17 protein-coding genes are annotated in these 12,957 nt (G+C 59.9%); 8 read left to right on the top strand and 9 right to left on the bottom strand.

Going from position 1 to position 12,957, the window contains the following annotated elements; all coding sequences use genetic code 11:
- Positions 1-69: 69 nt before the first annotated feature.
- The gene (locus tag ICA16_RS11005) at positions 70-264 is read right to left on the bottom strand and encodes a hypothetical protein (protein ID WP_150601989.1); all 195 of its coding nucleotides are present in this window, start codon (positions 262-264) and stop codon (positions 70-72) included.
- Here ICA16_RS11005 and ftsY point away from each other — a divergent pair.
- The 4 genes from ftsY to rpoH all read left to right on the top strand — a co-directional run bounded on the left by ftsY (position 263) and on the right by rpoH (position 4,382).
- Positions 263-1,723, top strand: a complete 1,461-nt coding sequence (gene ftsY, locus ICA16_RS11000) for a signal recognition particle-docking protein FtsY (protein ID WP_210700615.1) — start codon at positions 263-265, stop codon at positions 1,721-1,723. The genes ICA16_RS11005 and ftsY overlap by 2 nt on opposite strands.
- Positions 1,720-2,391: a cell division ATP-binding protein FtsE gene (gene ftsE / locus ICA16_RS10995; RefSeq protein ID WP_150601987.1), complete on the top strand. Its 672-nt coding sequence runs from the start codon at positions 1,720-1,722 to the stop codon at positions 2,389-2,391. Before ftsY ends, ftsE begins: the two co-directional genes overlap by 4 nt.
- A complete protein-coding gene (ftsX, locus tag ICA16_RS10990) occupies positions 2,388-3,413 on the top strand; it encodes a permease-like cell division protein FtsX (RefSeq protein WP_042561558.1) in 1,026 nt (341 codons plus the stop codon). Before ftsE ends, ftsX begins: the two co-directional genes overlap by 4 nt.
- A 114-nt stretch (positions 3,414-3,527) precedes the next feature.
- Entirely contained in the window at positions 3,528-4,382 is an 855-nt protein-coding gene (gene rpoH / locus ICA16_RS10985) for an RNA polymerase sigma factor RpoH (RefSeq protein WP_042561557.1), read from the top strand.
- Positions 4,383-4,533: 151 nt separating this feature from the next.
- Here rpoH and mtgA read toward each other — a convergent pair whose 3' ends face one another.
- Entirely contained in the window at positions 4,534-5,256 is a 723-nt protein-coding gene (gene mtgA / locus ICA16_RS10980; protein WP_150601986.1) for a monofunctional biosynthetic peptidoglycan transglycosylase, read from the bottom strand.
- A gap of 74 nt (positions 5,257-5,330) precedes the next feature.
- On the opposite strand from mtgA, the gene ICA16_RS10975 reads away from it, so the two are divergent.
- From ICA16_RS10975 to trmB, 4 genes are all read left to right on the top strand, one after another.
- Complete coding sequence (locus tag ICA16_RS10975) at positions 5,331-5,702, top strand: DUF423 domain-containing protein (protein ID WP_210700614.1); 372 nt, start codon at positions 5,331-5,333, stop codon at positions 5,700-5,702.
- Between the two features lie 224 nt (positions 5,703-5,926).
- Positions 5,927-6,127, top strand: coding sequence for a sulfur carrier protein ThiS (gene thiS, locus ICA16_RS10970; protein WP_210553466.1), 201 nt, complete (start codon positions 5,927-5,929; stop codon positions 6,125-6,127).
- Positions 6,128-6,187: 60 nt separating this feature from the next.
- On the top strand, positions 6,188-6,982 hold the full coding sequence (locus tag ICA16_RS10965; protein WP_150601984.1) for a thiazole synthase: 795 nt from the start codon (positions 6,188-6,190) through the stop codon (positions 6,980-6,982).
- Between the two features lie 8 nt (positions 6,983-6,990).
- Entirely contained in the window at positions 6,991-7,716 is a 726-nt protein-coding gene (gene trmB, locus ICA16_RS10960; protein ID WP_210700613.1) for a tRNA (guanosine(46)-N7)-methyltransferase TrmB, read from the top strand.
- Between the two features lie 111 nt (positions 7,717-7,827).
- Here trmB and ICA16_RS10955 read toward each other — a convergent pair whose 3' ends face one another.
- The 7 genes from ICA16_RS10955 to metX form a co-directional block, all read right to left on the bottom strand.
- On the bottom strand, positions 7,828-8,373 hold the full coding sequence (locus ICA16_RS10955; RefSeq protein WP_150601983.1) for an RNA 2'-phosphotransferase: 546 nt from the start codon (positions 8,371-8,373) through the stop codon (positions 7,828-7,830).
- A 130-nt stretch (positions 8,374-8,503) separates the two neighbouring features.
- Positions 8,504-8,827 (bottom strand): DUF3392 domain-containing protein, encoded by a 324-nt coding sequence (locus tag ICA16_RS10950; protein WP_150593591.1) that lies wholly within the window; start codon positions 8,825-8,827, stop codon positions 8,504-8,506.
- Positions 8,828-8,862: 35 nt separating this feature from the next.
- Positions 8,863-10,068 carry a radical SAM family heme chaperone HemW gene (gene hemW / locus ICA16_RS10945; protein WP_228734170.1) on the bottom strand — a complete coding sequence of 402 codons (1,206 nt, stop codon included), beginning with the start codon at positions 10,066-10,068 and terminating at the stop codon, positions 8,863-8,865.
- Positions 10,065-10,661, bottom strand: coding sequence for an RdgB/HAM1 family non-canonical purine NTP pyrophosphatase (rdgB, locus tag ICA16_RS10940; protein WP_042561550.1), 597 nt, complete (start codon positions 10,659-10,661; stop codon positions 10,065-10,067). The genes hemW and rdgB overlap by 4 nt, the downstream gene beginning before the upstream one ends.
- Positions 10,658-11,092: a DUF4426 domain-containing protein gene (locus ICA16_RS10935; RefSeq protein ID WP_210700612.1), complete on the bottom strand. Its 435-nt coding sequence runs from the start codon at positions 11,090-11,092 to the stop codon at positions 10,658-10,660. The genes rdgB and ICA16_RS10935 overlap by 4 nt, the downstream gene beginning before the upstream one ends.
- A gap of 18 nt (positions 11,093-11,110) precedes the next feature.
- On the bottom strand, positions 11,111-11,731 hold the full coding sequence (gene metW, locus ICA16_RS10930) for a methionine biosynthesis protein MetW (RefSeq protein ID WP_210700611.1): 621 nt from the start codon (positions 11,729-11,731) through the stop codon (positions 11,111-11,113).
- A 7-nt stretch (positions 11,732-11,738) separates the two neighbouring features.
- Positions 11,739-12,878: a homoserine O-succinyltransferase MetX gene (gene metX, locus ICA16_RS10925; protein WP_150601979.1), complete on the bottom strand. Its 1,140-nt coding sequence runs from the start codon at positions 12,876-12,878 to the stop codon at positions 11,739-11,741.
- Positions 12,879-12,957 lie beyond the last annotated feature (79 nt).

Here is a 12,957-nt window from a genome sequence, read left to right as displayed (position 1 = left end):
CGGCCACGCCTATCAGGCCTTTGATCGGTCGATAGGTTGTATGGGTTCCCGGCAGAAGCTTTGAGTTTGTCAGCTAAACTCTGCGTTTTCGCCGACGATGCCGTTCCAGTCCTTCGTGTTAATCGACCTTTGAGGCGTCTTTGGCGCCTCGACAAAATGTTGCGCGTGAACAAGCTGGGCTAAACACAGTCTGTTCTGCATCGAATATTTATTTGCCGGGGCGCCCTTATGGCGCGTCGCTACCGTGAGATAGCCGTCCTCCATGTTTGGTTCCAACGACGACAAGAAGACCCCAGCTGCGGCTGGCGAGAAGAAAAGCCTGTTCGGATGGCTGCGTAAGAAACCGCAGGAACCCGTCGTCGAACAGCCGCCCGCAATTCCTGAACCGGCCCCGGCGCCTGCTCCTTCAATAGAAGAAGAGCCGGCTCCGATTGTGCTGCCGATTGCCGAGCCGGTGTTGCAACCGGCTGAGCCAGAACCAGAGCCTGAAGCGCCTGTGGCGGCTGAGCTGCCGCTGACTCCGGCGGCTGAGCCATGGCTGACCTTGCCAGTGGCGGAAGAGCCGGTGGCGTTGGTTGAAGAGGCTGCGCCGCATATCACCCCGCAGATTCCTGCGCCTGCTGCGTTTGTTCCAGAGGTCGCTCCGGTGCCTGTGGTTGAGCCGGTTGGCGAGTCTGCGCCAATCGTTCAACAGCCCGAGCCAGTACCTGCCCCCGTCGTTGCTGCCCCGGTCTTGCCGGTCGAAGTGGTTACCGAAGCCCCCGTCGAAGCCCCGCGCACCGAAGAAACCAAAGCCGGTTTCTTCGCCCGCCTCAAGCAAGGTCTGTCGAAAACCAGCGCCAGCATTGGCGAGGGCATGGCCAGCCTGTTCCTCGGTCGCAAAACCATCGATGACGAGCTGCTCGACGACCTCGAAACCCGTCTGCTGACCGCCGACGTTGGCGTCGAAGCCACCACACAGATCATCCAGCGCCTGACCCAGAAAGTCGCCCGCAAGGAACTTGCCGACGCCGATGCGTTGTACAAATCCCTGCAGGCCGAACTGGCTGCGATGCTTAAACCGGTTGAGCAGCCGCTGAAAATCGTGTCGCAGAACAAGCCGTTCGTGATCCTTGTGGTCGGCGTCAACGGTGCCGGCAAGACCACCACCATCGGCAAACTGGCGAAGAAACTGCAGCTGGAAGGCAAGAAAGTCATGCTGGCCGCCGGTGACACCTTCCGCGCTGCTGCGGTGGAGCAATTGCAGGTCTGGGGCGAACGCAACAAGATCCCGGTGATTGCCCAGCACACCGGCGCCGATTCCGCCTCGGTGATCTTCGACGCCGTGCAAGCCGCCAAGGCGCGTGGCATCGACGTGCTGATCGCCGACACCGCCGGTCGTCTGCACACCAAAGACAATCTGATGGAAGAGCTGAAAAAGGTTCGCCGCGTAATCGGCAAGCTCGACGCCGACGCGCCGCACGAAGTGCTGCTGGTACTCGACGCCGGTACCGGTCAGAACGCCATCAACCAGGCCAAGCAATTCAACCAGACCGTCGAACTGACTGGCCTGGCGCTGACCAAACTCGACGGCACCGCCAAAGGTGGGGTGATCTTTGCCCTGGCCAAGCAGTTCGGTCTGCCGATTCGCTATATCGGCGTTGGCGAAGGCATCGACGATTTGCGTACTTTTGAAGCCGAACCCTTTGTCCAGGCACTCTTTGCCGAGCGGGAGCGTTCATGATTCGTTTCGAACAGGTCGGTAAACGCTACCCGAACGGTCACGTCGGCTTGCATGAGCTGAGCTTTCGAGTCCGTCGTGGCGAGTTCTTGTTTGTGACCGGCCATTCTGGTGCCGGTAAATCCACGTTGTTGCGCCTGTTGCTGGCGATGGAGCGTCCGAGCAGCGGCAAGCTGCTGCTCGCCGGGCAAGACCTGAGCACCATCAGCAATGCGCAGATTCCGTTCCTGCGTCGGCAGATCGGCGTGGTGTTCCAGAACCATCAGTTGCTGTTCGATCGCACGGTGTTTAACAACGTCGCGTTGCCGTTGCAGATTCTCGGGCTGTCCAAGGCCGAAATCGCCAAGCGGGTCGATTCGGCGCTGGAGCGCGTGGCGCTGTCGGACAAAACCAGTCTGTACCCAGGCGACTTGTCCACCGGTCAGCAACAGCGCGTCGGCATCGCCCGCGCCATCGTCCACCGTCCGGCCCTGCTGCTGGCGGACGAACCGACCGGTAACCTCGACCCGCGTCTGGCGGCCGAGATCATGGGCGTGTTCGAAGACATCAACCGTTTGGGCACCAGCGTGCTGATCGCCAGTCACGACCTGGCGCTGATCGCCCGGATGCGTCACCGCATGCTGACCCTGCAACGTGGCCGATTGATCGGCGACGGGGAGGCCGGGGTATGAGTGCCACTCGCAGTCCGAAGGTTTCCGAGCGCGTGGCCCCGAAGGCCGCCGATCCGCAACCGGCAAAGAAGAAAAAACACGACGATGACGACGGCCCTGACTTCGCTACGCTGTTTCGCGCCTGGGTCGAAAGCCATCGCGCCAGCCTGCTCGACAGCCTGCGTCGTCTCGGCAAGCAGCCGATTGGCAGTTTCTTCACCTGCATGGTCATGGCGGTGGCGTTGAGCCTGCCGATGGGTCTTTCGCTGTTGCTCAATAACGTCGAGCGTCTCGGCGGATCGTGGCAGCGTGCGGCGCAGATCTCGCTGTACCTGCAACTCGACGCCAGCCCGGAGCAGGGCGAGTCGTTGCGCGAACAGATCAAAGGCATGCCCGGCGTAGCTGATGCTGAATATGTCGGGCGCGATCAGGCGCTGGAAGAGTTTCAACAGCAGTCGGGATTGGGCGAAGCCCTGCGCGAACTGCCGGAAAACCCGTTGCCGGGCGTGGTGCTGGTGACGCCGAACGAGGTCGACAAGACCACGCTGGAAGCATTAAGACAAAAACTTTCCGAGCTGCCCAAGGTACAACAGGCGCAACTTGATCTAGTCTGGGTCGAGCGTCTGGCCGCCATCCTCAAGCTCGGCGATCGTTTTGTCTTCGGTCTGACAGTGCTGCTGGTTTCTGCATTACTTTTGGTGATAGGCAATACCATTCGTCTTCATATTGAAAACCGCCGCACAGAGATAGAAGTGATTAAACTCGTCGGCGGCACTGACAGCTATGTACGGCGTCCTTTCCTTTATATGGGCGCGCTGTATGGCTTCGGTGCGGGGCTGTTGTCCTGGGGCGTATTGGCGTTCGGCCTCGACTGGCTGAACGACGCGGTGGTTGGGCTGGCCGGCTTGTACGGCAGTGATTTCGCGCTGGCCGGAGTGCCAGTCGCCGATGGTCTGTCGCTCTTGCTTGGCGCGGTGCTGTTGGGTTATATCGGTGCATGGATTGCAGTCGCACGTCATCTCAGGGAGCTGGCGCCGAAGTAGAATCTTTTTTGCGCGTGATTGACCTTGCGGTTTTTTGGGAACTTGCACTTGAGTTCCCGGTCAATTTTTCGCAGTGCTGAGAAGCACGAGTATGTAAGTCGGAGGTTTTTTCGTATGACCAATTCTTTGCAACCTGCGTACGCGTTGGTTCCAGGCGCAAACCTGGAAGCCTATGTGCACACCGTGAACAGCATTCCATTGCTGACGCCGGAGCAGGAGCGTGAACTGGCCGAGAGTCTCTATTATGAGCAGGATTTGGGGGCGGCTCGGCAGATGGTGCTCGCCCACCTGCGTTTTGTCGTACACATTGCCCGTAGCTATAGCGGCTACGGTCTGGCTCAGGCTGACCTGATCCAGGAAGGTAACGTCGGCCTGATGAAGGCCGTAAAGCGCTTCAACCCGGAAATGGGTGTGCGCCTGGTGTCGTTCGCTGTGCACTGGATCAAGGCGGAAATTCACGAGTTCATCCTGCGCAACTGGCGCATTGTGAAAGTCGCGACCACCAAGGCCCAGCGCAAGCTGTTCTTCAACCTGCGTAGCCAGAAGAAGCGTCTGGCGTGGCTGAACAATGAGGAAGTCCACCGTGTGGCGGAAAGCCTCGGCGTCGAGCCGCGGGAAGTGCGCGAGATGGAAAGTCGCCTGACCGGCCATGACATGGCTTTCGACCCGGCTGCGGAAGCGGACGACGACAGCGCTTTCCAGTCGCCGGCCAACTATCTGGAAGACCACCGGTACGACCCGGCGCGTCAACTGGAAGATGCCGACTGGAGCGACAACTCCAACAACAACCTGCACGAAGCACTGGAAGTGCTGGACGAACGCAGCCGCGACATCCTCTACCAGCGTTGGCTGGCAGAAGAGAAAGCCACGCTGCACGACCTGGCGCAGAAGTACAACGTGTCGGCCGAGCGAATCCGTCAGCTCGAAAAGAGCGCGATGAACAAGCTCAAGTTGTCGATTGCCGCATAACCGGCGCCTCGACAATAAAAAACGCCCCGATCAGCGATGATCGGGGCGTTTTTGTTTGAAGATCAAAAGATCGCAGCGTGCCGCAGCTCCTACACTGGCCCCGCATTTACCTGTAGGAGCTGCCGAAGGCTGCGATCTTTTGATCTTGAAGTCACTGCGCCCACGGCACCCGCCGCGAATCATTCAGACTCAGCAGGTAACTCGTCCCACCCAACTGACTCATTTGCTGCCGGATCCAGCCAGCCCGGCGCGCGACATAAGCCGTCGGATGGCTCGCACTCCACACCCGCGGGTTGGGCAATACCGCCGCCAGATAACTCGCTTGCTGTCGGGACAACGACTTCGCGCTCACGCCGAAATGATGACGCGCTGCGGCTTCGGCGCCAAACACGCCGTCATCCCACTCGACACTGTTCAGGTACACCTCGAGAATCCGCTGCTTGGGCCACAACACCTCGATCAGCGCAGTAAACCAGGCTTCCAGGCCTTTACGCAGATAGCTGCGCCCGGCCCACAGAAACAGGTTTTTCGACACTTGCTGGCTCAACGTACTGGCGCCGCGAATTGAGCCGCCGAGTTCGTTGTGCGCCAGAGCAGCCTGGATTGCGCTGAAATCAAAGCCCCAATGCTCGGGAAACTTCTGATCTTCGCCAGCCATGACCGCCACCTTGAGATCGTCGGAAATCTCGTCCCACGGTTTCCAGGTGCGCTGCAGGTCGATCGGCTCGCCGTCGATCCAGGATTCGACCTTGCGCTCGACCATCAGCGCGGTGCCCGGCGGCGGTACGAAGCGAAATATCAGCACCAGCAATACGCTGCCCCCCGCGAACCAGAGCAGGGCCTTCGTGAGACGACGGAAAATTGAACGCAACATAGAGATGGCTTGGCCGAACCCGTGGAGCGGGCCATTATACAGACCCTGCCGATCGAGTCTGACTGGAGTTCCCAATGCTGCGTGGCTTTTTGATGCTGGCCGCTTTTTTTGGTTTCACGGGCGTTGCATTGGGTGCGTTCGCCGCCCATGGCCTGAAACACCGTCTGACACCTGAGTATCTGGCGATTTTCCACACGGGCGTCACCTATCAACTGGTGCATACGCTGGCGTTATTCGGCGTGGCCTTGCTGGCGACGCAGATTCAGGGGCGACTGGTCACCTGGGCCGGAATCTCGTTCACTGTCGGTATCCTGCTGTTTTCCGGCAGCCTCTACCTGCTGACCACCACCGGCATCAGTAAGCTGGGCATCATCACCCCCTTCGGCGGCTTGGCGTTTCTCGTCGGCTGGCTGTGCCTGGGCGTCGCCGCCTGGCGCCTGACCTGACCCACCCTCCGACCTGAACTGATCGGAAACCGCTCCCTGTAGGAGCTGCCGCAGGCTGCGATCTTTTGATCTTGAAAAACAACATCAAAAGATCGCAGCCTGCGGCAGCTCCTACAGGGGCCTGGCCAATTCACCGGGGCAGCGGGTTTCAAGACGAATGGCTTGGGTCGCCCTGTCTGATCGGGCTAGAATGCCAGCCCCTAAAAATGATGGCGGCATTGCGCATGCGCATTCAGTTGAACGGCGAATCCCTTGAACTGCCCGACGGTGAAACCGTTGCGGCCCTGATTACCCGTCTGGAACTGACCGGACGCCGGGTAGCAGTGGAACTCAATCTGGATATCGTCCCGCGCAGCCAGCATGCCAGCACCACGCTCAATGAAGGCGACAACGTAGAAGTGGTGCACGCCATCGGCGGCGGCTAGTCGCGCGGCCCGCAAGGGCACAGAATTCTGCAAGACCCTCACCCCTAAAGAGGATTCCCCATGAGCATCGTTCGTAGCGACAAGCCTTTTGTGCTGGCCGGTCGTACTTACCAGTCGCGTTTGCTGGTCGGTACCGGCAAGTACCGTGACATGGATGAAACCCGCCAGGCCATCGAAGCCTCGGGTGCCGAGATCGTCACCTTCGCCGTGCGCCGCACCAACCTGGGCCAGATCGAAGGCGAACCGAACCTGCTCGATGTATTGTCGCCGGATCGCTACACCTTCCTGCCGAACACCGCCGGTTGCTACGACGCGATCGAAGCCGTGCGCACCTGCCGCCTGGCCCGTGAGCTGCTCGATGGCCACAATCTGGTGAAGCTGGAAGTGTTGGCCGACCAGAAAACCCTGTTCCCCAACGTGATCGAAACCCTCAAGGCCGCCGAAACGCTGGTCAAGGAAGGCTTCGACGTGATGGTCTACACCAGTGATGACCCGATCATCGCCCGTCAACTGGCGGAAATCGGCTGCATCGCCGTCATGCCGCTGGCCGGCCTGATCGGCTCTGGCCTGGGTATCTGCAATCCATACAACCTGCAGATCATCCTCGAAGAAGCAAAGATTCCGGTATTGGTAGACGCCGGTGTCGGCACCGCTTCCGATGCCACCATCGCCATGGAACTGGGCTGCGACGCCGTACTGATGAACTCGGCGATCGCCCACGCCGGTCAACCAGTGATGATGGCCCAAGCCATGCAACATGCGATCGTCGCGGGCCGTCTGGCCTACCTCGCCGGTCGCATGCCGAAAAAACTCTATGCCAGCGCCTCTTCGCCGCTGGATGGTCTGATCAAGTAAGAGCCAAGATGACTGAATCGAACGACACGCCTATCCAGCCGGAAGAGGGCGACGAGCGCCAACACCGCCGCATCAAGAGTTTCGTGATGCGTGCAGGGCGCATGACCGAAGGCCAGCAGAAAGGTCTGGATCAAGGCACGCCGCTGTTTGTGCTGCCATTGGCCGATGCGCCGGTGGATTACGATCAGGTTTTCGGCCGCTCGGCACCGCGCTCGCTGGAGATCGGTTTCGGCATGGGCCATTCGCTGCTGGAAATGGCCGCTGCTGCACCGGATCAGGATTTCATCGGCGTTGAAGTTCACCGTCCGGGTGTCGGCGCGCTGCTCAATGGCGTACTGACGCAGGGCCTGACCAACCTGCGGGTCTACGATTGCGATGCGATCGAAGTGCTCAACCGCTGCATCGCCGACAACAGCCTCGACCGCCTGATGCTGTTCTTCCCGGATCCGTGGCACAAGAGCCGTCACCATAAGCGTCGTATCGTTCAGGCGTCGTTCGCTGAGCTGGTGCGCAGCAAGTTGAAGGTCGGCGGCATTCTGCACATGGCCACCGACTGGGAGCCGTACGCCGAATACATGCTGGAAGTCATGAGCGTCGCCCCGGGCTACCGCAACCTCGCCGAAGACGGCAAATGCGTACCACGCCCGGCCGAACGCCCGATCACCAAGTTCGAACGCCGCGGCGAACGTCTTGGGCATGGCGTGTGGGATCTGAAGTTCGAAAAGCAGTCCTGAAACCTGTACGTCCACTGTAGGAGCTGCGGCACGCTGCGATCTTTTGATTTTGTTTTTCAAGATCAAAAGATCGCAGCGTGCCGCAGCTCCTACAGTTGTTTTTGGGTGTGGTCAGGAGGAAATGAAGTCGACCGGCACGTGTGCTGTCAGCCAGACGCCATTCTCGGCCTGATAGAACTTGAAACCTTGTTCCTGCATCTGCTGCGCGGCGACTTTCAAAATGACCACGGTGCCGTAGCGTTGGCCTACGGCTGAGGCAGTGTCGGTTTCTGCCGAGAGATGCACGTGATGGCGCGATCCGGCGATCAAGCCTTGCTGGTTGATCGAGTCCATGAAGCGCGTTGCCGTGCCGTGATACAGCGTTTCTGGTGGCTGCTTTTCCTCAAGCTGCAGCTCGACGCTCTTGGTCGAGTGCCCCTGCACAGCTCGGATCTGCTGGGCGTCTTCGGAAATGGAAAAGCGCTTCTTGTCGCTGCTCGCCACGACAGTTTCGATCAGCGCACGATCGAGAGTGCGACCGTTGCGTGCCGCGCCGCTGATCAGCGCTTCAATATCCGCCCAGCCTTCGGAGTCCAGCGTCAGGCCAATTGCCTGAGGCTCGTGACGCAACACGAAACTGAGAAACTTACTTGTTTCGTCCAGCAGTTTCTTACTCATGAACTTCCCTGATTCTCGACGTATTCCCATGTAGGAGCTGCGGCACGCTGCGATCTTTTGATTTTGTTTTTCAAGATCAAAAGATCGCAGCGTGCCGCAGCTCCTACAGTTGTTTTGTATGTATTGAAGTTCAGCGGCGGTCAGCGACTACGCCGATCAGCACTAGTACCACCAACAACACCGGCGCCAGGCTGTAGTTGTTGAACTGGCTCAGGCCTTTGATCACCCATGGTGTGGCGTAGATCAGTGCTGCGCCGCTACCGACCATGCACAGCAGCGCCATTAGCGGGACGCGCAGGGCGCCGGCAATGCTGCCCAGACGTTGCTCGACCCAGCCTTTGAAGTCAGCGCCGAACAGCACCAGCAGGCAGCCCACCAGCGCCAATGCGATTTCCGAGAGGTTGCTGCGGCTCCAGCGGGAGACGGTGGCGAGCAGGTCGAGTATCAAATCCATGGGTTTTTCCTTAGGGCTGCCATTGGGCGTTGGGCTCAGCTCAGAAATTTCTGCAGCAAATCGTTGAGGAACAATTGTCCGCGCTCGGTGGCTGCCAGACGTGACGGTTCGACCTGCAACAGGCCGCTTTGTTCGGCGTCCGCGCGGGCCTCGGCGAGACTGTCGAGCGACAGCCCGGTGCGCTCCGGATACAGGCGCGACTCCACACCATTAGTCAGACGCAACGCGTTCATCAAAAAGTCGAACGGCAGTTCATCATTCGTCAGCGATTTCTCGCCAGCCTGAAAGTTTTTCGCCGGATTCAGATAGTCCTTCGGCAGCCGCGTCTTCCACGTCCGTACGATGCGGCCGTCCGGGTGGCTGAGCTTGCCGTGCGCGCCGGCGCCGATGCCGATGAAGTCGCCGAAACTCCAGTAATTGAGGTTATGCCGCGCCGGGCGACCGGGTTGGGCGTAAGCCGACACTTCGTATTGCGCGTAACCGTGCTCAGCCAGCAATGCCTGTCCGGCCTCTTGAATGTCCCACAGCGTGTCGTCTTCCGGCAGCACCGGCGGCTGGTTCCAGAACACCGTGTTCGGTTCTAGCGTCAGTTGATACCAGGAAATGTGCGTCGGCTTCAGTTCGATGGCCTGGCGCAGATCGCTCAGCGCATCGTCCAGCGACTGATCGGGCAAACCGTGCATCAAGTCGAGGTTGAAGTTATCAAACCCGGCCTGACGGGCCATGCCGGCGGCGCGCACTGCTTCGTCACCGTTGTGGATGCGGCCGAGGGCTTCAAGCTTCTGCTGCTGGAAGCTCTGGATACCGATCGACAGGCGATTGATCCCCAGTTTGCGATACGCAACGAACTTCTCTTGCTCGAACGTCCCGGGGTTGGCTTCCAGAGTGATTTCGATGTCGTGAGCAAACGGAATACGCTGCTCGACGCCCTCCAGCAAACGCCCCAGCGCCTCGGCGCTGAACAGGCTCGGCGTACCGCCGCCGAAGAAAATCGAGCTGATCTCGCGACCGTAGACCGCATGCAAATCCTGATCGAGGTCGGCCAGCAACGCGTCGACGTACTCCTGCTCCGGCAGCACCGGGCTGGCGGTGTGCGAGTTGAAGTCGCAATACGGGCATTTGCGCACACACCACGGGATGTGGATGTATAGCGAAAGAGGCGGCAATGTCGGCAGCGGAGCGCGAGGCGAAGAAGCGGCGCCGCCGACTATCAGCGACGACGCAGAAGAGTCGCGGGTCATTTCAAGCCCAGACGCTGGCGCAGCAGATCCATTGCACGGGCGCGGTGGCTGATCTGGTTCTTGTCGGCAGGCGTCAGCTCGGCGCTGGAGCAATCGCGCTCCGGCACCCAGAACAGCGGGTCGTAACCAAAGCCATGTTCGCCGCTGGCAGCCGTCAGCATGCGTCCGTGCCACAAGCCTTCGCAGAGGATCGGTAGCGGATCGTCGGCGTGACGCACCAGTGCCAAAACACAAACGAATTGCGCGCCGCGCTCGGCCTCAGGAACGTCTTTCAAGGCATCGAGCAGTTTGGCATTGTTCGCCGCATCGCCCTTGCCATCGGCGTACCGTGCCGAGTAGATGCCCGGTGCACCGCCGAGGAAATCCACCGCCAGCCCGGAATCATCGGCCAGCGCCGGCAGCCCGGAAATGCGTGCGGCATTGCGCGCCTTGAGGATCGCGTTCTCGACGAACGACAGACCGGTTTCTTCCGGCTCCACGTTGCTCCACTCACCGATCGAGCGCAGTTGCACCGATTCGCCGAGCATGGCCTGGAGTTCCTTGAGTTTGCCGGCGTTGTGGCTGGCCAGTACGAGCTGCTTGAGGTTCATCATTCGCCGGGGAAAAGTTCTTGGTTGAAATTGATGGTGTTGATCTTGTCGCCACTCTGCACCTTGATTTCAAAGGTGCGGGTTTCCTGCTGGTCTACCGGGTACTGGGCGATGTAATAAATCGCGCCCTGTTCGGTGACCTGGCGGAAGTTCAGCGGCACGCTTTTGCTGGTCAGGTCTTTGACCGTGCCGGTGACGTTGGCGACCAGTGGTTTGCCGTCCTTGATCACCGAGACATTGATCACGCCTTGGTTCTTGCTGCGGATCAGTTCGGCAGCCTTGGCGATGTCAGGCGTGAGAAAGGTGGAATTGAAGGTGTTGTAGTGAACGGTGACATCACCAAACACTTCCTTGCGCGCGCCCTTGATCGCGTCGGCGGCGACTGCCGAAAAGCTCAGGCATGCCGCCAACAGCGTGCCAATCAAACGTCCCATGATCGTTCTCCTCGAATGTCAGACCGCGATTTGGTGATCTGCTAGCACCGGGCTACTCACGCGGTAGATACCAATCTCACCTAACAGATTAGGCCATAGCTTACTGGCCCACCCGTGGCGGTGCTGTTGATCCACGGCAAGCCGATCAATGACCTTCGCGTCACGTTCGCGGCAAAGTGCTTCAAAGTCTTCGAAGGTGCAGAAGTGAATGTTCGGCGTGTTGTACCAGGTGTAGGGCAAAAATTCCGACACCGGCATGCGTCCCTTGCTCGCCAGATACCAGCGGCAGCGCCAGTGGCCGAAGTTGGGGAAGGTGATGATGCACTGACGACCGACCCGCAGCATTTCGTCGAGGATCTTGTCCGGGTAGTGCACCGCTTGGAGGGCCTGGGTCATCACAACGATGTCGAAACTGTTGCTGGCAAAGTTGCCGAGGCCCTTGTCCAGGTCCTGCTCGATGACGTTGACGCCTTTGGCCACGCACTGGGCAATGTTGTCCGCGTCGTTTTCCAGGCCATAACCGGTGACCTGCTTGTTGTCGCGCAGCCAGGTCAGCAGTTCGCCGTCACCACAACCGAGGTCGAGGACGCGGCTGCCGGCGGGGATCCATTCCTGGATGATTTCCAGATCAGCTCTCATGGCTTTCTCACAGCGTGATGCGGTTCATGTAATTGCCGAACGCCTGCAAGTAGCGAGGGATCGGAATCAGGAAGGCGTCGTGGCCCTGCGGTGCGTCGATTTCCAGATAGCTGACGTCTTTGCGCGCCGCCATCAGCGCATCCACCAGCTCACGCGAGCGCGCCGGGGAGAAGCGCCAGTCGGTGGTGAACGACATCACGCAGAACTTGGCCGTGGCGTTCTCGAAGGTTTTCGCCAGGTTATCGTCGAAGTTCGCCGCCGGATCAAAGTAATCCAGCGCCTTGGTCATCAACAGATAGGTGTTGGCGTCGAAGCGTCCGGAGAACTCTTCGCCCTGATAACGCAGGTAGCTTTCGACCTGGAACTCGACACTGTGGAAGTCGTAGTTGAGCTTCTCGCTCTTGAGGCCACGGCCAAATTTCTCGCCCATCGAGTCGTCGGACAGGTAGGTGATATGGCCGACCATGCGCGCCAGCATCAGGCCGCGCTTGGGGATTACACCCGCTTCCTGGAACGAACCACCGTGGAATTCGGGGTCAGTGAGAATCGCCTGGCGTGCCACTTCGTTGAAGGCGATGTTCTGCGCCGACAGCTTGGGTGCCGAGGCGATGGCCAGGCAGTGACGTACGCGATCCGGGTAAGTGATGGTCCATTGCAGCGCCTGCATACCACCGAGGCTACCGCCGATCACCGCTGCCCACTGGCCGATGCCGAGCAGGTCCGCCAGACGCGCCTGGCTGTGCACCCAGTCTTCCACGGTGAGCACCGGGAAATCGGCACCGAACGGTTTGCCGGTCTCAGGGTTAATGCTGCTCGGGCCGGTGGAGCCGTTGCAGCCACCCAAATTATTCAGGCTGACCACGAAGAACTTGCTGGTGTCGATCGGTTTGCCAGGGCCGATGCAGCTGTCCCACCAACCGGGTTTGCGGTCGTCGACGCTGTGATAACCGGCGGCGTGATGATGGCCGGATAAGGCGTGGCAGATCAGCACGGCATTGCTCGCCTGTGCGTTCAGCGTGCCGTAGGTTTCGTAGATCAGGTCATAGGCTGGCAGCGAGCGGCCACAGGCCAGGGCCAGAGGTTCGCTGAAGTGCGCCGTTTGCGGCGTCACCAGACCAACAGAATCGGCGGGAAAGGCAGTTGGCATCGACCCTGCTCTCGTTGAAATGAGGCGTAAGTCTAAAGACCGGGGGGGTTAGCGGCAAGCAACGATCGGGCCTGATCGT

Source organism: Pseudomonas anatoliensis, assembly GCF_017976235.1.
In the GTDB taxonomy this organism is placed as follows: domain Bacteria; phylum Pseudomonadota; class Gammaproteobacteria; order Pseudomonadales; family Pseudomonadaceae; genus Aquipseudomonas; species Aquipseudomonas anatoliensis.
This window is presented reverse-complemented; position numbering and strand designations above follow the sequence as displayed.

Bases quoted from the DNA above. Each gene is read 5' to 3' on its own strand.
- ftsY (WP_210700615.1), top strand. From the start codon at position 263: ATGTTTGGTTCCAACGACGACAAGAAGACCCCAGCTGCGGCTGGCGAG.
- ICA16_RS11005 (WP_150601989.1), bottom strand. From the start codon at position 264: ATGGAGGACGGCTATCTCACGGTAGCGACGCGCCATAAGGGCGCCCCG.
- ftsE (WP_150601987.1), top strand. From the start codon at position 1,720: ATGATTCGTTTCGAACAGGTCGGTAAACGCTACCCGAACGGTCACGTC.
- ftsX (WP_042561558.1), top strand. From the start codon at position 2,388: ATGAGTGCCACTCGCAGTCCGAAGGTTTCCGAGCGCGTGGCCCCGAAG.
- rpoH (WP_042561557.1), top strand. From the start codon at position 3,528: ATGACCAATTCTTTGCAACCTGCGTACGCGTTGGTTCCAGGCGCAAAC.
- mtgA (WP_150601986.1), bottom strand. From the start codon at position 5,256: ATGTTGCGTTCAATTTTCCGTCGTCTCACGAAGGCCCTGCTCTGGTTC.
- ICA16_RS10975 (WP_210700614.1), top strand. From the start codon at position 5,331: ATGCTGCGTGGCTTTTTGATGCTGGCCGCTTTTTTTGGTTTCACGGGC.
- thiS (WP_210553466.1), top strand. From the start codon at position 5,927: ATGCGCATTCAGTTGAACGGCGAATCCCTTGAACTGCCCGACGGTGAA.
- ICA16_RS10965 (WP_150601984.1), top strand. From the start codon at position 6,188: ATGAGCATCGTTCGTAGCGACAAGCCTTTTGTGCTGGCCGGTCGTACT.
- trmB (WP_210700613.1), top strand. From the start codon at position 6,991: ATGACTGAATCGAACGACACGCCTATCCAGCCGGAAGAGGGCGACGAG.
- ICA16_RS10955 (WP_150601983.1), bottom strand. From the start codon at position 8,373: ATGAGTAAGAAACTGCTGGACGAAACAAGTAAGTTTCTCAGTTTCGTG.
- ICA16_RS10950 (WP_150593591.1), bottom strand. From the start codon at position 8,827: ATGGATTTGATACTCGACCTGCTCGCCACCGTCTCCCGCTGGAGCCGC.
- hemW (WP_228734170.1), bottom strand. From the start codon at position 10,068: ATGACCCGCGACTCTTCTGCGTCGTCGCTGATAGTCGGCGGCGCCGCT.
- rdgB (WP_042561550.1), bottom strand. From the start codon at position 10,661: ATGATGAACCTCAAGCAGCTCGTACTGGCCAGCCACAACGCCGGCAAA.
- ICA16_RS10935 (WP_210700612.1), bottom strand. From the start codon at position 11,092: ATGGGACGTTTGATTGGCACGCTGTTGGCGGCATGCCTGAGCTTTTCG.
- metW (WP_210700611.1), bottom strand. From the start codon at position 11,731: ATGAGAGCTGATCTGGAAATCATCCAGGAATGGATCCCCGCCGGCAGC.
- metX (WP_150601979.1), bottom strand. From the start codon at position 12,878: ATGCCAACTGCCTTTCCCGCCGATTCTGTTGGTCTGGTGACGCCGCAA.